Source organism: Duganella aquatilis (assembly GCF_009674565.1).
GTDB lineage: Bacteria > Pseudomonadota > Gammaproteobacteria > Burkholderiales > Burkholderiaceae_D > Rugamonas > Rugamonas aquatilis.
This window is the reverse complement of the sequence record NZ_WKJL01000022.1, coordinates 84,563-103,015: the sequence shown is the minus strand read 5'-3', so window position 1 is coordinate 103,015 and position 18,453 is coordinate 84,563. Positions and strand designations below refer to the sequence as shown.

At 65.0% G+C, this 18,453-nt stretch carries 15 protein-coding genes; 11 read left to right on the top strand and 4 right to left on the bottom strand.

Annotated elements, in window-relative coordinates; genetic code table 11:
• Positions 1–90: 90 nt before the first annotated feature.
• Positions 91–1,368, bottom strand: a complete 1,278-nt coding sequence (gene lysA, locus GJ698_RS23780; protein ID WP_154360346.1) for a diaminopimelate decarboxylase — start codon at positions 1,366–1,368, stop codon at positions 91–93.
• A 5-nt stretch (positions 1,369–1,373) separates the two neighbouring features.
• A complete protein-coding gene (lptM, locus tag GJ698_RS23775; RefSeq protein WP_154360345.1) occupies positions 1,374–1,553 on the bottom strand; it encodes an LPS translocon maturation chaperone LptM in 180 nt (59 codons plus the stop codon).
• Positions 1,554–1,596: 43 nt separating this feature from the next.
• Between lptM and cyaY the strand changes: the two genes are divergently transcribed.
• Together cyaY and GJ698_RS23765 are read left to right on the top strand one after the other, a co-directional pair.
• Positions 1,597–1,932, top strand: a complete 336-nt coding sequence (cyaY, locus tag GJ698_RS23770; protein WP_154360344.1) for an iron donor protein CyaY — start codon at positions 1,597–1,599, stop codon at positions 1,930–1,932.
• Positions 1,929–3,995 carry an acyltransferase family protein gene (locus tag GJ698_RS23765; RefSeq protein ID WP_154360343.1) on the top strand — a complete coding sequence of 689 codons (2,067 nt, stop codon included), beginning with the start codon at positions 1,929–1,931 and terminating at the stop codon, positions 3,993–3,995. Before cyaY ends, GJ698_RS23765 begins: the two co-directional genes overlap by 4 nt.
• Before the next feature lie 31 nt (positions 3,996–4,026).
• Here the strand turns inward: GJ698_RS23765 and GJ698_RS23760 are convergent, their stop codons facing one another.
• Positions 4,027–6,396: a penicillin-binding protein 1A gene (locus tag GJ698_RS23760; RefSeq protein WP_154360342.1), complete on the bottom strand. Its 2,370-nt coding sequence runs from the start codon at positions 6,394–6,396 to the stop codon at positions 4,027–4,029.
• 327 nt (positions 6,397–6,723) lie between these two features.
• On the opposite strand from GJ698_RS23760, the gene GJ698_RS23755 reads away from it, so the two are divergent.
• From GJ698_RS23755 to GJ698_RS23715, 9 genes are all read left to right on the top strand, one after another.
• On the top strand, positions 6,724–7,800 hold the full coding sequence (locus tag GJ698_RS23755) for a pilus assembly protein PilM (protein ID WP_154360341.1): 1,077 nt from the start codon (positions 6,724–6,726) through the stop codon (positions 7,798–7,800).
• Entirely contained in the window at positions 7,800–8,432 is a 633-nt protein-coding gene (locus tag GJ698_RS23750) for a PilN domain-containing protein (protein ID WP_154360340.1), read from the top strand. Before GJ698_RS23755 ends, GJ698_RS23750 begins: the two co-directional genes overlap by 1 nt.
• Positions 8,432–9,106 carry a type IV pilus inner membrane component PilO gene (locus GJ698_RS23745; protein ID WP_154360339.1) on the top strand — a complete coding sequence of 225 codons (675 nt, stop codon included), beginning with the start codon at positions 8,432–8,434 and terminating at the stop codon, positions 9,104–9,106. The genes GJ698_RS23750 and GJ698_RS23745 overlap by 1 nt, the downstream gene beginning before the upstream one ends.
• Positions 9,103–9,642, top strand: a complete 540-nt coding sequence (locus GJ698_RS23740) for a pilus assembly protein PilP (RefSeq protein ID WP_154360338.1) — start codon at positions 9,103–9,105, stop codon at positions 9,640–9,642. Before GJ698_RS23745 ends, GJ698_RS23740 begins: the two co-directional genes overlap by 4 nt.
• The gene (locus GJ698_RS23735) at positions 9,639–11,834 is read left to right on the top strand and encodes a type IV pilus secretin PilQ (RefSeq protein WP_154360337.1); all 2,196 of its coding nucleotides are present in this window, start codon (positions 9,639–9,641) and stop codon (positions 11,832–11,834) included. Before GJ698_RS23740 ends, GJ698_RS23735 begins: the two co-directional genes overlap by 4 nt.
• A gap of 32 nt (positions 11,835–11,866) precedes the next feature.
• Positions 11,867–14,038, top strand: a complete 2,172-nt coding sequence (locus GJ698_RS23730) for a beta strand repeat-containing protein (RefSeq protein WP_154360336.1) — start codon at positions 11,867–11,869, stop codon at positions 14,036–14,038.
• Between the two features lie 12 nt (positions 14,039–14,050).
• Complete coding sequence (gene aroKB, locus GJ698_RS23725; RefSeq protein ID WP_154360335.1) at positions 14,051–15,694, top strand: bifunctional shikimate kinase/3-dehydroquinate synthase AroKB; 1,644 nt, start codon at positions 14,051–14,053, stop codon at positions 15,692–15,694.
• A gap of 14 nt (positions 15,695–15,708) precedes the next feature.
• On the top strand, positions 15,709–16,845 hold the full coding sequence (locus tag GJ698_RS23720; RefSeq protein ID WP_154360334.1) for a deoxyguanosinetriphosphate triphosphohydrolase: 1,137 nt from the start codon (positions 15,709–15,711) through the stop codon (positions 16,843–16,845).
• 75 nt (positions 16,846–16,920) lie between these two features.
• A complete protein-coding gene (locus tag GJ698_RS23715) occupies positions 16,921–17,316 on the top strand; it encodes a CCDC90 family protein (protein ID WP_154360333.1) in 396 nt (131 codons plus the stop codon).
• On the opposite strand, the gene mutY is transcribed toward GJ698_RS23715, so the two are convergent.
• Positions 17,313–18,443: an A/G-specific adenine glycosylase gene (gene mutY / locus GJ698_RS23710; protein ID WP_154360332.1), complete on the bottom strand. Its 1,131-nt coding sequence runs from the start codon at positions 18,441–18,443 to the stop codon at positions 17,313–17,315. The genes GJ698_RS23715 and mutY overlap by 4 nt on opposite strands.
• Positions 18,444–18,453 lie beyond the last annotated feature (10 nt).

The following is an 18,453-nucleotide window of genomic DNA, read 5'->3' as shown; positions in this document are numbered from 1 at the left end:
GGGGTCAGTTCTGCCAATCGCACACGAGCCCTGCCGTAGCGGCCGCTACGGCAGGGCTCGTGTGCGATTGGCAGAACTGACCCCGGATTTTTACTTGATCAGCGATTCCAGCGCGTAGAGGTCTTCCGGCTTTTCGCGCTGGCGTACCAGGTGCACGGTGTCGCCGTCGACGATCACCTCGGCCGCGCGGCCGCGGGTGTTGTAGTTGGAGGCCATGGTCATGCCGTAGGCGCCGGCCGTGTGCATCACCAGCAGGTCGCCGGCAGCCACCGCCAGCTCGCGGTCGCGCGCCAGCCAGTCGCCGGATTCGCAGATCGGGCCGACCACGTCGTAGGTCGCCGCCGCCGCGCCGCTCTGCACCACCGGCTGCATGTCCATCCACGCCTGGTACAGCGCCGGACGCGCCATGTCGTTCATCGCCGCATCGACGATGCAGAAATTCTTTTCTTCGCCGTGCTTGAGGAATTCCACCCGTGTCAGCAGCACGCCGGTGTCGCCGACGATCGAGCGGCCCGGCTCGAAGATCACCTTGATCGCCTTGCCGTGGTGGCGCGCGGCGCGCCAGGCGTCGATCTTGGCGAACAGGCGGCCCAGATAGTCGCCCACCGGCACCGGCGCCGCTTCGCCCGCTTCACGGTAGTCGATGCCGATGCCGCCGCCGATGTCCAGGTGGTGCAGTTCGATGCCTTCCGCACCCAGCTGGTCGATCAGCTCGATCAGGCGGTCCAGCGCTTCCAGCAGCGGTGCGTCGTCCAGCAGCTGCGAGCCGATGTGGCAGTCGATGCCGGCCACTTCCAGGTGCGGCAGCTGGGCGGCGGTGCGGTAGGTGTCCAGCGCATCGTCGAACGCCACGCCGAACTTGTTGGCTTTCAGGCCGGTGGCGATGTACGGGTGGGTCTTGGCGTCCACATTCGGGTTCACGCGCAGCGAGATGCGCGCCTTCTTGCCCATGGCGCCGGCCACCTCGTTCAAGCGGTGCAGCTCGGGTATCGATTCGACGTTGAAGCACAGGATGTCGTGCGACAGCGCCAGGCGCATTTCTGCCACACTCTTGCCGACGCCGGAGAAGATCACCTTGCGCGGATCGCCGCCGGCCGCCAGCACGCGCAGCAGCTCGCCGCCGGAGACGATGTCGAAACCCGCGCCCTGGCGCGCCAGCAGGTCGAGGATGGCCAGGTTGGAGTTGGCCTTCATGGCGTAGCACACCAGCGCGTCGCGGCCGGCGCAGGCGTCGGCGTAGGAGGCGAAGTTGGCCAGCAGCGCGGCCTTGGAATACACATAGGTTGGCGTGCCGAACTGCTCGGCAATCGCGCTCAGCGAAGCGCCTTCGGCGTGCAGCACGCCGTCTTTATACGAAAATTGCGACATAGACTTTATTGTTGGGGAGCGGGAGGCACCGGCGAGGTGGTTGGCGCAACGGCGCCGCTCTTGGCGGTGGGCTTGGCTGCAGGAGGCTTGGGCAGGTACAGTGGACCGGGTTGGCCGCAGCCGCCCAGCAATACGGTCAGGCACAGGATAGATGTGCCGATAATCAAACGGAAAGTGGACTTCACGATAAAATCATGGATTATTTAAGTGCAGATACTGGAGTGTAGCATGGGCGAATCAGAATTCATGGCGCAAGCCGAAGCCACCCTCGACGCCATCGAGGCCGCGCTGGACCGTTTGAACGACGCCGACATGACCGATGTCGAGTGCAGCCGCAGCGGCAACGTGCTCGAAATCGAGTTCATCGACAATGGTTCCAAGATCATCGTCAACAGCCAGGCCGCGATGCAGGAACTGTGGGTGGCCTCGCGTTCCGGCGGCTACCACTACCGCCAGAAGGACGGCAAGTGGCTTAACACCCGCGACGGCTCCGAGCTGTTCGCCACCCTGTCCGATGAAGTCACCAAGCAGGGCGGCAGCCCGGTGGTCCTCGCCGCCGAATGAATTTGCTGACCAGTGGTGCGGAGCTGGAACGGCCGGCTGCGGCCGCGCTTGCGCCTGTTCATCCGAAGTACCGTGCCGATATTGATGGCCTGCGCGCCGTCGCTGTGCTCAGCGTGGTGGTGTTCCATGCTTTCCCGCAGGCGTTGCGCGGTGGTTTTATCGGCGTCGACATCTTTTTCGTCATTTCCGGTTTTTTGATCAGTACCATCATCATGACCAATCTGGAGCGCGGCAGTTTCAGCGTGGCCGATTTCTACGGCCGTCGCGTGCGCCGCATCTTCCCGGTGCTGTTGCTGGTGATGGCGGCCTGCTACGCGTGGGGCTGGTTCTCGATGATGGGCGACCAGTACAAGCAGCTGGGCAAGCATATCGCCGGCGGCGCCGGCTTCGTCTCCAACTGGGTGCTGTGGAAAGAGCAGGGTTATTTCGACCTGGCCGCCCAGACCAAGCCCTTGCTGCATCTATGGTCGCTGGGTGTGGAGGAACAGTTCTACATCCTCTGGCCAGCGCTGCTGTGGCTGGCGTACCGGCGCGGCTACCATCTGCTGACGCTGAGCCTGGTGCTGGCGCTGGTGTCCTTCGTCATCAATATCAAACTGATCCACAAAGACCCGGTGGGCGCCTTCTACGCACCGCACGCGCGCTTCTGGCAAATGCTGTCCGGTTCCGCGCTGGCCTGGTTGACCCTGCATGGCCGCAATCTGCTGGGCCGTCACCGGCCGCGAGCCGACGCCTGGCTGGGACAGGTGATCTATGCGCCGCCGCGCGCCAGTGGCACGCTGGCGGACACGCAGTCGGTGCTGGGCGCGCTGCTGATCGCCGGCGGCGTGCTGACCATCCATGAGGACAGCGTGTTTCCCGGCTGGCGCGCGCTGATCCCGACCCTGGGCGCGGTGCTGCTGATTGCCGCCGGCAGCCAGGCCTGGTTCAACCGCAAGGTGCTGACCCATCCGGCATTGGTGTGGTTGGGGCTGATCAGCTTTCCGTTGTACCTCTGGCATTGGCCGCTGCTGGTGTTTGCCGGCATGTTCGAGGTGTCCGGGCCGGATGCGGCGCTGCGTGTCGGCGTGCTGGCCGCGGCGCTGCTGCTGGCCTGGCTCAGCTATCGCCTGCTGGAACGGCCGCTGCGTTCCGGGCGTAACAACCAGCGCAAGACGACCGTGCTGGTGTCGCTGATGGTGCTGCTGGCGCTGGTCGGCTACGACACCTACCGGCGCGACGGCATGAGCTTTCGCCTGAAAGAACGCCAGGAATTTTCCGATTATTTCAGCAACGATCCGGGCACGTGGAATCTGTTCAACCGGGTCGGCTATCCGCAGAAGAATCACACTGAGTGCGAGTTCTTCGATATCGCCAGCTACCGCGCGGGCCACATCACCCAGGTGCCACGGCCAGCGATCTCCGCCAATTGCTACCAGCGCGACCCGTCCAGGCCGAAGGTGGTGCTGATCTGGGGCGACTCCCATGCCGAACATTTGTCGTATGGCTTGCGTAAGAATCTGCCGACGAACTGGCAGGTACTGCAAGTGGCCAGTTCCAGCTGCAATCCTTCGCTGGAGGCGGCTGGGCCATCCGGCGACAACCAATGCATCCAGTCCAACTGGTTCGCCCTGAAGACCATCCAGGATGTGCACCCGGACGTAGTGCTGGTGGGCCAGAACGAAGGGCATTCGATGGCCAACTTCAGGCATCTGGAAGCCGGCCTGAAAGCCCTGGGCGTGCCGCGCGTCGTGTTCACCGGTCCGGTGCCGCATTGGCGCGCCAGCCTGCCAACCCTGATGATGACCGACCTGTGGCTGACCAAGCCACGCTACACCACGCGTGGCCTGAAAACCGACGTGGTGGCGCTGGACCGCGAACTGAAAGCAGGCTTTGCCGGCGGCGACGGCAGCGTCGTCTATCTCGACATCATGGACGTGTTCTGCCGCCCCGAGGGCTGCATGACCTACCTGGGCGCCGATCCCAAGACCGGCCTGACCAGCTTCGATTACGGCCACCTGATGCCGGAAGCGTCCGACTACCTTGCGCGCCAGGCGCTGGTCAAGGCCGTTACCGGCACATAAAAAAAGCCCGGCATCTGTGCCGGGCTTTTTGTTAGAACAACTCGTTCTTGACGGCGTCCTTGGCCTTCTCTTCGGCCGGGGTGCCGTGCCCCGGCGCATCGAGGTTGTTGACCCCGGTGCCCGGCGGATTTTCCGTGTAGTAGTACTCATCCCCCACCAGCATCACGCCTTCCGGCACCGCGCGTTCCTCGACCGGGATGCTCTTCAGCGCTTTCTGCATGTAGTTGATCCAGATCGGCAGCGCCAGGCCGCCGCCGGTTTCGCGGTTGCCCAGGTTCTTCGGCTGGTCGTAGCCGATCCAGGCGATGCCCACCAGCTTGGCCTGGTAGCCGGCGAACCAGGCGTCGATCGAGTCGTTGGTGGTGCCGGTCTTGCCGGCGATGTCGCGCCGGCCCAGCACATTGGCCTTGGCGGCGGTGCCGAAGCGCACCACGTCCTTCAGCATCGAATCCATCAGGAAGGCGTTGCGCTCGTCGATCACGCGGTTCTTCTCGTCGCCGGCCAGGTCCGGATGCGCCTGCGACAGGATCTTGCCGTCGGCGTCGGTCACCTTGGAAATCAGGTAGGGGCTGACCTTGTAGCCGCCGTTGGCGAACACCGCGTAGGCGCCGGCCATCTGCAGCGGCGTCACGTTGCCGGCGCCCAGCGCCAGGGTCAGGTAGGGCGGATTCTTGTCGGCGTCGAAGCCGAAGCGGGTCGCGTATTCCTGGCCGTACTTGGCGCCGATGCGGTGCAGGATGCGGATCGAGATCATGTTCTTGGACTTGGTCAGGCCCTTGCGCATGGTCATCGGCCCTTCGTACTTGCCGTCGTAGTTCTTCGGCTCCCACGCCTGGCCGCCGGTCTGGCCGGCGTCGAACGAGATCGGCGCGTCGTTGATGATGGTGGCCGGCGACAGGCCGCGCTCCAGCGACGCCGAATAAATGAAGGGCTTGAACGACGAGCCCGGCTGGCGCCAGGCCTGGGTCACGTGGTTGAACTTGTTGCGGTTGTAGTCGAAGCCGCCGACCATGGCCTTGATCGCGCCGTCGGTGGTGCTGGCCGCCACGAAGGCTGATTCGATTTCCGGCATCTGCGCCACCAGCCAGTCCTTGCCTTCCTGTAGCACGCGGATCACGGCGCCGCGGCGGATGCGCTTGTTCGGCGGATTCTTGTCGGACAGCCAGGAGCGGCCCTGTTCCAGGCCGGCGCCGCTGATCTTGATCTCTTCGCCCGAGGCGGTGACGGCGGTGATCAGCTGCGGCGTGGCCGACAGCACCACGGCGGCGATCAGGTCGTCGTTGTCCGGATGTTCGGCCAGCACGGTCTCGATGGCGTCGTCGGCGTCTTCCTTGGCGGCCGGGATGTCGATATACGCTTCCGGGCCGCGATAGGCGTGGCGGCGTTCGTAATCCATCACGCCCTTGCGCAGCGCCAGGTAGGCGGCGTCCTGGTCGGACTTGGTGATGGTGGTGAACACGTTCAGGCCGCGCGTGTAGGTGTCCTCTTTGAATTGCTCGTACACCAGCTGGCGCGCCAGCTCGGCCACGTACTCGGCGTGCACGCCGAACTCGCTGCTGTCGGTCTTGACCTTCAGTTCCTCGGCCTTGGCGGTCTCGTACTGCTTGTCGCTGATGTAGCCCAACTCATGCATGCGCTGCAGGATGTACTGTTGGCGGGTGCGCGCGCGTTTCGGGTTGACCACCGGGTTGTAGGCGGACGGCGCTTTCGGCAGGCCGGCCAGCATGGCGGCCTCGGCGATGCTGATGTCGCGCAGGTTCTTGCCGAAATAGATTTGCGCGGCCGACGAGAAACCATAGGCGCGCTGGCCCAGGTAGATCTGGTTCATATAGACCTCAAGAATCTGGTCCTTGGTCAGGTTCTTCTCGATCTTCCAAGCCAGCAGCATTTCGTAGACCTTGCGCTTGATGGTCTGCTCGCTCGACAGGAAGAAGTTGCGCGCCACCTGCTGGGTGATGGTCGACGCGCCTTGCTTGCCGCCGCTGCCGATCGCATTGTGCAAGCCGGCGCGCAGGATGCCGGTGTAGTCGACGCCGCCGTGCTCGTAGAAGCGGTCGTCCTCGATCGCCAGCACGGCTTTCTTCATGACATCCGGGATGTCCTTGATGCGCACCAGGTTGCGGCGCTCTTCGCCGAACTCGCCGATCAGCACGTTATCGGCCGAGAAGATACGCAGCGGCATCTTCGGCCGGTAGTCGGTCAGCGTGTCGAGCTCGGGCAGGTTGGGATAGGCCATCGCCAGGCCGAACACCACCAGCAGCACGCCGGTCACCCCGAGCCCGAGCACGGACAGGCCGGCCATCAGGAAAAAGCGCGAGGAGCGCGAGGCGCCCTTGGCGGATTTGTTGTCAGCTTTATCAGGCGGGTTGCTTGGTGGCGGTGCCGAATTGGAAGTGGCCATGCAGTGCGATCTTTCTATGAATTGTCCGGGCCATTATAAGCGAGCGGCGCGCCGTTCCATATGACAGGAATATTTCTGCGTGAGCAACAAAACAACTGAGTTGTTTTTGCTGCCATGAAGGCAAAAATAAGTGTGGTGAAACCCTCACACCCACACAATTGTGCACAGTAGAAATACCTTTACACTTAAATAGGCTCGATTTAATGTACAGGCTGATATAAGCCGTCTAAATGCTGGTTTTCAAACGAGTTCCTTTATGCAAACAGTTCGACAACATGCTCGGATGCACTGCTGTGCTGGCGCCAGCCATGGCGCCGGAGGCCTCGTATGATCGATTTCAAGGCCCTGCTGGGCCAAGGCAACCCACCACTGGTGGGCATCGATATCAGCACTTCCAGCGTGCGCCTGGTGGAGCTGGCGCAGGGCGCCAAGGGCGAACTGAAGCTGGAACGCTACGCCGCCGAGCCGCTGCCGCGCAACGCTGTCACCGACGGCAATATCGAGAACATGGACCAGGTGGTGGAAGCCGTGCGCCGCGTCTGGAAGAAGAGCGGCACCCGCGCGCGCCACGCCGCGCTGGGCATGCCGCCGGCCTCGGTCATCACCAAGAAAATCATCCTGCCGGCCGGGCTGCCGGAAGACCAGCTGGAAGTACAGGTCGAATCCGAAGCCAGCCAGTACATCCCGTTCGCGCTGGACGAGGTCAGCCTGGACTTCGACGTCATCGGCCCGGCCGCCAATTCGGCCGACGACATCGAAGTCATGCTGGCCGCCTCGCGCCGCGAAAAGGTCGAGGACCGGGTGGCGATCGCCGAAGCGTCCGGCCTCAAGGCCACCGTGATGGACATCGAATCCTATGCCGCCCGCGCCGCGCTGGACCGGGTGGTGGCGCAGCTGCCGGAAGCGGGCGCCGGCCAGGTCATCGCGCTGTTCCAGATCGGCGCCCAGGTCACTCATATTTCCGTGATGCTGGACGGCGTCACCGTCTACGAGCGCGAGCAGCCGTTCGGCGGCAACACGCTGACCCAGGACATCGTGCGCAGCTACGGCATGTCCTTCGACGAAGCCGAGGCGCGCAAGAAAACCGGCGACCTGCCGGACAACTACCACGCTGAACTGCTGACGCCGTTCCTGGAAAGCGCCGCGCTGGAAGTCACGCGCGCCATCCAGTTCTTCTACACCTCCACGCCGTACACCAAGGTCGACCAGCTGTACCTGGCCGGCGGCTGCGCGCTGATCCCCGGCCTGCTGGAACTGGTGGCCAGCCGCACCCGCATTTCCAGCGCGGTGATCTCGCCGTTCAAGGGCATGCAGATCGGTTCCTCGGTGCGCGAGTCGCAGCTGCGGCTCGACGCGCCGGCCTACCTGGTGGCCTGCGGCCTGGCCCTGCGGAGGTTCGGCTGATGATACGGATTAACCTGCTGCCGCACCGCGAAGAAAAACGCAAGCAGAAGAAGCAGGCCTTCTATGCGCTGCTGGCGCTGGGCGGCGTCATCGGCGTCGGCATCGTGCTGCTGGTGGGCGGCTACAACGCGCGCGCGATCTCGATCCAGGACGCGCGCAACACCGAACTGAAAACCGCCATCAGCGGCCTCGACAAGAAGATCGCCGAGATCGCCACGCTGAAGCAGGAAATCGAAGCGCTGAAGGCGCGCCAGCAGGCGGTCGAGGATTTGCAGGGCGACCGCAACCAGCCGGTCTACCTGCTGGACGAACTGGTGACGCAGACCCCGGCCGGCGTCTACCTGAAGTCGTTCCGCCAGGACGGCCAGAAGGTGGCGGTCAACGGCTATGCGCAATCGCAGGAGCGGGTATCGGAATTGCTGCGCAACCTGGCCGGCGTGTCGCCGTGGCTGGAACGGCCGGACCTGATCGAAGTGAAGTCCACCGGCCTGGGCCAGGGCAAGACCGCCAAGAAGGTGGTGGAGTTCAACCTGAACGTGTTCATCAAGCGCCCGCGCGACAAGGACCAGCCGGAAGACGGCGCCAAAGGCAAGGCGCCAGTCGCGCCGGCCAAAGCAGCGGGGCACGCATAATGGCCAGGGCAAACATCAACCTCAATGAACTGTTTGCGGACCTGGCCGGCCAGTTCCGCGACCTCAACGGCCGCCATCCGGGTCAGTGGCCGCTGGCGCCGCGCGTGCTGTGCGCCATCGGCGTGACGCTGGCGGTGTGCGCGGCCGGCTACTTCGGCTACTGGAGCTCGCAGTTCGAGGAGCAGGACGCCGGCCTCCAGCTGGAAAACAGGCTGCGCGACGAGTACAAGATGAAGACCGCGCAGGCCATCAACCTCGATGCGCTGCGCGCGCAGAAGGCCCAGGTCGACCAGTACGTCGAGCGCCTGCAGAAACAGCTGCCGAGCAAGGCCGAGATGGCCGCGCTGCTGACCGACATCAACCAGGCCGGCTCCGGCCGCGGCCTGCAGTTCGACCTGTTCAAGCCGCAGCAGGTGGTGATCAAGGATTACTACGCTGAGCTGCCGATCGACATCAAGATCACCGGCAACTACCACGACATCGGCGCCTTCACCGGCGACATCGCCAACCTGCCGCGCATCGTCACGCTCAACAACCTGGCGCTGAGCACCGGCAAGGATGGCACGCTGACCCTGGAAGCGGTGGCCAAGACCTTCCGCTACCTCGATCCGGAAGAAGTGGCGGCGCAGCGCAAGGCCGCCGCCGACAAGAAGAAGGCGGCGAAAAAATCATGAAGACGCTTCTTTCCGCCCTGATGGCCCTGTGCCTGCTGGCCGGCTGCGGCGACAGCGACGTGCAGGAAGTGCGCAGCTGGATGAAACAGGTCGACGCCCAGACCCAGGTGCGGGTGCCGCCGATCGCCGAACCCAAGGTGTTCATCCCCTACGCCTATGCGCGCAAGGACGAGATCGATCCGTTCAATCCCAACAAGCTGCTGGCCGAGCTGGCCAAGCAGGCCGCCAGCAGCGGCGGTGGCGGCCTCAAGCCGGACATGGAGCGCCGCAAGGAATTGCTGGAGTCCTATCCGCTCGACACCATCAAGATGGTCGGCACCATCGAGAAGAAGGGCGTGATGCACGCCGTGCTGCAGGTCGACCGCGCCGTGCACCAGGTGGTGGTCGGCCAGCACCTGGGCGAGAACTACGGCCGCATCACCGGCATCAGCGACAACACTGTCACCGTCAAGGAAATCGTCCAGGACGCCACCGGCGACTGGGTCGAGCGCCTGTCCAAGTTGGAACTGCAGGAAAGCAAGGAGAACACCAAATGACCGCTCATCTCACGGCCCGGCGCGCCTTGGCCGCCGCCACTTGGGCGCCTGTGCTGGCCATCGCGCTGGCCTTGCAGTTGGCTGCCGGCGCCCAGGCGCAGACTGCGGCGCCGGCGGCGTCCAGCGTCGCCGCCAACGCCATCGAAGCGATTTCCGCCAACCAGCAGGGCGCCAACGTCATTGTCCGTATCAAGCTGCGCAACGCGCCGGACAAGCTGCCGATCAACTTTGCCATCAGCAATCCGGCGCGCATCGCGCTGGACTTCGGCGCCACCGTCAACGCCACCGGCAAGGGCTCGCTGGAACTGAACCAGGGCGACCTGCGCGGCGTGAACCTGGTGCAGGCCGGCGAGCGCTCGCGCCTGGTGTTCAACCTGAAGCGCCCGCTCAACTACGCCACCGCCATCGACGGCAACACGGTGATCCTGACCATCGACGGTTCCGGCGGCCTGGCCACGGCGGTCGACGGCGCCGGCCTGCCGGTGGCCAAGCCGGCCGCGCCGGCCGGCAAACAGCTGTTGCGCGATCTCGATTTCCGCCGCGGCGCCAACGGTGAAGGCCGGGTCGTGGTCGGCCTGCCCAACAACCAGGTGGCGGTCGACGTGCGCCAGACGCCGACCGGCGTGGTGGTCGACTTCCTCAAGACCGGCGTGCCGGAAAGCCTGCGCCGCAAGCTCGACGTCGGCGACTTCGGCACCCCGGTGTCGCAGGTCACCACCGTGCCGCAGGGCGAGAACACGCGCCTGACCATCGAGGCGCGCGGCCTGTGGGAACAGACCGTCTACCAGAGCGACACCCAACTGGTGGTCGACATCAAGCCGATCAAGGAAGATCCGAACAAGCTGACCCAGGGTTCGCAGGGCTATCGCGGCGAGAAGCTGTCGTTCAACTTCCAGAACGTGGAAGTGCGGGCGGCGCTGCAGGCCATCGCCGACATCTCGGGCCTCAACATCATCACCAGCGACAGCGTCGCCGGCAACCTGACCCTGCGCCTGAAGGAAGTGCCGTGGGACCAGGCGCTGGACGTGATCCTGCAGGCCAAGGGCCTGGACATGCGCAAGAACGGCTCGGTGATCTGGATCGCGCCGAAAGAGGAATTGCTGACCAAGGAAAAACTGGAACTGGAGCAGCGCGCCCAGATCGCCGACCTGGAACCGCTGAAGTCGGAAATCTTCCAGCTCAACTACCAGAAGGCCGAAGCATTCAAGCTGGTGTTCGGCCTGGACGGCGGCACCGACAGCAAGAACCGCATCCTGTCCAAGCGCGGCAGCGCCATCATCGAGCCGCGCACCAACCAGCTGTTCGTCACCGACATCGCGTCCAAGCTGGAGGACGTGCGCCGCCTGATCGCCAAGACCGACGTCGCCACCAAGCAGGTGCTGATCGAAGCCCGCATCGTCGAGGCCAGCGACACCTTCACCCGCAACCTCGGCGCCAAGCTCGGCTTTACCGACCTGCGCACCCAGCGCGGCGGCGATTCCGGCTACCAGCTCGGCAGCAGCAACACCCGCATCGGCATCGGCGGCAACCTCACCGGCGTCGGCGAAACCACCGGCCAGGTGGCGGTCAGCACCAGCAGCTTTGCCAACAGCCAGTTCGTCAACCTGCCGGCCGCCAACATCAACGGCGCCCAGGCCGGCAGCCTGGCGGTCAGCCTGTTCTCGTCGGCCGCCAACCGCTTCCTCAACCTGGAACTGTCGGCGCTGGAAGAGGACGGCACTGGCAAGATCATCTCCAGCCCGCGCGTGATCACCTCCGACAAATCGGTGGCGCTGATCGAGCAGGGCATCGAACTGCCGTACCAGGTGGCCACCAGCAGCGGCGCCACCTCGATCCAGTTCCGCAAGGCCAACCTGCGGCTGGAAGTGACGCCGCAGATCACGCCGGACGGCAACGTCGTCATCGACGTCGACGTCAACAAGGACAGCGTCGGCCAGGAAACCCGTTCCGGCTTCGCCATCGACACCAAGCACGTCAAGACCCAGGTGATGGTCGACAACGGCGGCACCGTGGTGCTGGGCGGCATCTACCAGCTTACCGAGCGCAGCACCACCGACAAAGTCCCGCTGCTGGGCGATGTGCCGGTGTTGGGCTATCTGTTCCGCAGCAATACCCGCACCAACGACAAGACGGAGCTGCTGGTGTTTATCACGCCGAAGATCGTGGCCGAGAAGCTGTCCTCGGCGCGCTAGGCTGAATCAATCGACAACCAGGGGATGCATTCATGAATAAATTCACGGGATGGCTGACGGCGCTTGCCTGCGCGGGCCTGTTAGCCGCGTGCGGCGGCGGCGGCGGTTCGCCGGGCACCAACAGCAACGGCGTGGCGCCGTCGAAAGCGGCCAGCGTGACGCTGACGGCCGACGCCACCACCATCGCCTCGTCCGGCCTGGACGGCACCGAAGTGACGCTGACGGCCATTGTCAAGGATGCTGGCGGCAATGCGCTGGCCGGTGAAACGGTCAGCTTCAGCGCCAGTTCGGGCACCATCACCAGCACCAACCGCAGCACCAACAGCTCCGGCCAGGTGGTGGAAAAACTCAGCGTCAAGGGCGATGCCTCGCTGCGCACCATCACCATCACCGCCAGCGCCGGCAACGCCAAATCCAGCGCCATCACGGTGCAGGTGGTCAACGCCGTGCCGACCCTGACGCTGACCGCCGATTCCGGCACGCTGCCGTCCGGCGGCACCAAGAACGTCACCGTCACCGCGCTGGTGCGCGACGCCAACAACAACGTGGTGCCGAACGTGAGCGTCAGCCTGAAGTCCGACTCCGGCAGCCTGACCGTGGCCAACCCGGTTACCAGCGCCCAGGGCATCGTCACCGGCACGCTGGGCATCGGCGGCGACGCCACCTCGCGCAACATCACCGTCAGCGCCAGCGTGCCGGGTGCGACGGCGACGCCGATCGTGGTGCGCGTCAGCGGCAACGTGCTGACCATCAGCGCCGCGCCGACCATCAGCGCCGGCGCCAGCGCCGACGTCACCGTCAAGCTGGTCGATTCGGCCGGCAACGCGCTGGTCGGCATGCCGGTCACCTACGGCTCCAACGCCAACGCGCTGACCGTCAAGGGCGGCGGCGCGGCGGTCACCAACTCCGCCGGCCAGCTGGTGCTCAGCTACACGGCCAGCGGCGGCACGGCCGACGTGATCACCGTCAAGGCCATGGGCGAAATCGCCTCGACCGGCATCAGCATCAATTCGTCGACCTTCGCGGTGCGCGTGCTGGACGGCGGCGGCAATGTCGAAGCGGCGGCGCCGATCGGCGGCTGCCAGCAGGTGGCCGTGACCAATGCGCCGGGCGGCAGCGTTACCCTCAGCACCTCGCGCGGCACCATCTACAGCGACGCCGGCTGCAGCGCGCCGCTGAGCGGTGCGCTGGGCCTGTCCGGCGGCGCCGCCACCGCCTTTGTCAACGCCACCGGCCCCGGCGTGGCCACGCTGACCGCCAACGCCGCCGGCCAGACCACCCAGACCACGCTGGCGTTCTATGCGCCGGTCACCGGCTCGTCCACCATCACGCTGCAGGTCGATCCGGCCACCATCGGCACCAACACCAGCGGCAGCACCAGCGAGCAGGCCACCCTGCGCGCGGTGGTGCGCGACGGCACGGCGCAGAACAACCTGGTCCAGAACGCCAGCGTGTCGTTCTCCATCCTCAGCGATCCGAGCGGCGGCCGCCTGACCGAACCGTCGGTGGCGATCACCGGCGCCGACGGCGCCGCCACCACCAGCTTCATTGCCGGCAGCTCGGTCACCGCCACCAACGGCGTGCGCATCCAGGCGCGCCTGAACGGCGGTTCCAATGCCAGCGCCACCGCCACCCTGACGGTGGCGCAGAAATCGATGTTCATCAGCGCCGGCACCGGCAACACCGTCGGCACGCCGGGCAGCACCACCTACCAGCTCGACTACGTGGTGATCGTCACCGACGCCGCCGGCAACGCGGTGTCGGGCGTCAACCTGACCGCGTCGGTGCTGCCGGCCACCTACTACAAGGGCGCGCTGGCCTATACCGCGCCGACCGGTCCGTGGGAGCCGGTGTCGCGCACCGCCTGCGCCAACGAGGACGTCAACAACAACGGCATCCTCGACGCCGGCGAAGACATCAACGGCAACGGCGTGCTCGATCCGGGCATTCCGGTCACCGTCACGCCGAGCGTGACCACCGACGCCAGCGGCCGCGCCACGGTGTCGCTGGTGTACCCGCGCGACCGGGTTTATTGGCTCGATGTCAACATGACCATCCGTGGCCAGGCCAGCGGCACGGAGTCCCGCTACACCTCTCTGGTACACTTGATAGGATTGAGTACCGATTACACGTCGCAAACTGTCCGCCCGCCTGGTGCGACCAGTCCATACGGGGTGTCGACGCAGTGCAGTAACCCGTTATAACTTGGATCGTGCATGCAAAATGTGTTTTTAGTCGGCTTGATGGGGGCAGGAAAGACCACCATCGGCCGCATCCTGGCGCGCAAGCTGGGGCTGAAGTTTATTGATTCCGACCATGAGATCGAGGCGCGCACGGGCGCATCGATCCCGTGGATCTTTGAAATCGAGGGCGAGGCCAGCTTCCGCCGCCGCGAAGCCGAGGTCATCCGCGAGCTATGCGGCCAGGACGGCCTGGTGCTGGCCACCGGCGGCGGCGCCGTCCTCAACGCCGACAGCCGCGCGCTGCTGAAGTCGCGCGGCACCGTGGTGTATCTGCGCGCCACCGTGCACAGCATCCTGCAGCGCACCGCGCACGACAAGAACCGGCCGCTGCTGCAAACCGCCGATCCGCGCAAGAAACTCGAGGAATTGATGGCGGTGCGTGATCCTTTGTACACGGAAATTGCCGATTTGGTCATCGATACCGGCCGTCCTAACGTACAATCGATGGTTCAGACCATTTTGAACCAGTTGGAAACCAAAGCCTGCGAGGCCGCGCCCAACTGTGTGACCTACGCAGAACCATCGATGACCGAACAATCCAACATCCTGTTAAACGTCGAACTGGGCGAGCGCAGCTACCCGATTTCCATCGGCCCGGCGCTGCTCAACGACAGCAACCTGCTGGCGCGCCACGTGCACGGCAGCAAGGTGGCGATCGTCACCAACACCACCGTGGCGCCGCTCTACCTGGAGCGCGTCGAGCGCGGCCTGCGTGATGCCGGCAAGCAAGTCATGTCTGTGATCCTGCCGGACGGCGAGGAATTCAAGAACTGGACCAGCCTGATGCAGATCTTCGATGCGCTGCTGGAAAACAAGGCCGACCGCAAGACCACGCTGGTGGCGCTGGGCGGCGGCGTGATCGGCGACCTGACCGGCTATGCGGCCGCCAGCTATATGCGCGGCGTCGACTTCATCCAGGTGCCGACCACGCTGCTGTCGCAGGTCGACTCTTCGGTGGGCGGCAAGACCGGCATTAACCATCCGCTGGGCAAGAACATGATCGGCGCCTTCTACCAGCCGCGCGCGGTGATCGCCGATACCTCGACGCTGGAAACCCTGCCGGCGCGCGAACTGGCGGCCGGCCTGGCGGAAGTGATCAAGCACGGCGCCATCATCGACGCCGCCTTCTTCGACTGGATCGAAGCCAATATCGGCAAGCTGGTGGCGCGCGACAAGGGCGCGCTGGCCTACGCCATCGCCCGTTCCTGCGAAATCAAGTCGGACGTGGTGCGCCAGGACGAGCGCGAAGGCGGACTGCGCGCCATCCTGAACTTTGGCCACACCTTCGGCCACGCCATCGAAAACGGCCTCGGCTACGGCGAGTGGCTGCACGGCGAGGCGGTCGGCTGCGGCATGGTGATGGCGGCCGATCTGTCGCAACGCATGGGCCTGATCGACGCGGCGTCGGTCGCGCGCGTGCGCGCGCTGGTGGCGGCGGCCGGCCTGCCGGTCAAGGCGCCCGATCTGGGCACCGGGCGCTGGCTGGAGCTGATGGAAGTCGACAAGAAGAACGAGGGCGGCGCCATCAAGTTCATCCTGCTCAATCCGCTGGGTGCGCCAAAGATCACCAACGCGCCGCAGGAGCTGCTGCTGGCGACGCTGGCCGCCTGCGTCTGAGCGGGGAGGCCGCGATGTCGCCGGAAGAATACCTCGCTCCCTACGCGGCCCATTCGGAAGGCGGCGTGGGACGCCATCATCCGGAAACGGCGCATGCGTCGCGCAGCCAGTTCCAGCGCGACCGCGACCGCATCATCCACTCGTCGGCGTTCCGCCGGCTGGAGTACAAGACCCAGGTGTTCCTCAACCATGAAGGCGACCTGTTCCGCACCCGGCTGACCCACAGCCTGGAGGTGGCGCAGATCGGCCGTTCGCTGGCGCGCAATCTGCGCCTGAACGAGGACCTGGTGGAGGCGATTTCGCTGGCGCACGACTTGGGCCACACACCGTTCGGCCACGTCGGCCAGGATGTGCTCAACGAGTGCATGAAGGACCATGGCGGCTTCGAGCACAACCTGCAAAGCCTGCGCGTGGTCGACGAGCTGGAAGAACACTACGGCGCCTACGACGGCCTGAACCTGATGTTTGAAACGCGCGAGGGCATCCTCAAGCACTGCTCGCTGAACAATGCGCGCGTGCTGGGGCCCGTGGCGCAGCGCTTCATCGACCGCACGCAGCCGTCGCTGGAGGCGCAGCTGACCAATCTGGCGGATGAGATCGCCTACAACAGCCACGATATCGATGACGGCCTGCGTTCCGGCCTGATCACCATCGGGCAGCTGGAGCAGGTGGATTTCTTTGCGCGGCTGTGGCGCGATGTGCAGCAGGCCTTCCCAGGCCTGGCGGGCCGGCGCGCGATTTACGAAACCTTACGCCGCCTGATCACGGCGCTGGCGGACGACCTGATCGTCACGTCGAGCGCGCGCATCGCCGAGGCGGCGCCGAAGCATATCGACGACGTGCGCGCGGCGCCGCCGCTGATCCGTTTTTCGGATGGCATGCGCAAGGATGCGACCGAGCTCAAGCGTTTCCTGTATGCGAATCTGTACCGTCACTACAAGGTCAACCGCATGCGGGTAAAGGCCAGCCGCATCGTGCGCGAGTTGTTCGAGTCCTTCATGGCCGAACCGGTGTTGTTGCCGCCGGATTACCAGGACAAGTCGGGCGACGTCAACAAGCAGGCGCGCAAGATCGCCGACTACATCGCCGGCATGACCGACCGCTACGCGATCCGCGAACACCGCCGCCTGTTCTCGCTCGACGAACTCTGATCTGCCTCAAGCACGGCAAGCGCCGCGCTTGACGTTGCGCCTTGCGCGGTCGATGATGAAAGTCGGGAGGCGGCCATGGACCAGCAAATTACCGGGCGTGTCAGCACATTGGAAACAGACGTTGCCGTCATTCAGTCCAATTACGTCCGCAGGGATGAATTCTCCGCGTTGCGCGAAGAAGTGGGCGTCGGCTTCGCCAAGGTCAACGCCAAGATTGACTTCGTGCATACCGAGCTCAATGGCAAGATTGACCTCGTGCATGCCGAACTCCTCGGCAAGATGAACGGAATGCATGCCGAGCTCCACGGCAAGATTGACCTCGTGCATGCGGAGCTCTCCGCCAAGATGGACGTTGGCTTTGCCCGGCTTGATGCACGCATCGACCACGCGATCGCCACTTTGCTCAAATGGATGTTTGCTTCTCAGATTAGCGTTGCGGCGATGTTTATCGCGGCCATCAAATACCTCTAGAACATCCGCTGCTGCGCCTCGCGGCTGTCGCCCACCAGTTCCAGCAGCAGCTTCTTGATCGGCGCCGGCAGGGCGGCGTCGGCGATGCGGGCGGCATCGAGCCAGACGTGACCGGACTCGGCGGCCATCGGCAGCCGCTTCGCCAGGGTCACGCGATAGGGCGCGATGTGCAGCTTGTAGTGCGTGAACACATGCGTCACCGTCGACAGGCGTTCACACGATTCCATCTCGCCGAATTTGCCCACCGCGCGCAACAGCGCATCATCATCCGCCGGCGCCACCTCGTCATCCTCCGCCGCCACGTGGCCGTCCAGCTCCGGCAGCGACAACAGCCCGCCCCAGATACCGCTCGGCGGCCGCTGTTCCAGCAGCACCTGCCCGTTGTCGACGATCGCCAGCATCACCGCATGCTTCTCCGGCGTCGCCTTCTTCGGCTTGCGCACCGGCAGGTCCTTGGTGCGGCTGGTGGCAAACGCCACGCAGCGCGGCTGCATCGGGCAACGCTCGCACGACGGACTGCTGCGCGTGCACAAGGTCGCGCCCATGTCCATCAAACCCTGCGTGTACGACTCGATGCCCACCTCCGGCAACAAGGCCTCCGCGCGCCGCCACATGGCTTCCTCGGTCTTGCGCTCGCCCGGATAGGTGTCGATGCCGAATACGCGTGCAAACACGCGCTTGACGTTGCCGTCCATGATGGCCGCGCGCCGGCCGCTGGAAAACGCCGCGATCGCCGCCGCCGTCGAACGGCCGATGCCCGGCAGCTCCGCCAGCAGCAGCGGATCGGAAGGAAACACGCCGTCGTACTCGGCCACCACGCGCTGCGCGCACTTGTGCAGATTGCGTGCGCGCGTGTAGTAGCCCAGGCCGCTCCACTGCGCCATCACATCCTCGACCGGCGCGGCGGCCAGGTCGCGCAGGGTAGGGAAGCGCGCCAGGAAGCGCGCGTAATAGCCCAGCACCGCCGACACCTGCGTCTGCTGCAACATGATTTCCGACAGCCAGATCAGGTAGGCATCGCGGGTGTTCTGCCACGGCAGCACATGACGGCCATGTACTTTTTGCCAGCCGATCAGGTCGGCCGAAAAACTCGGATCTGCAAAATTCTCTACTGCTACAACTTTCATTCTGTTCCTA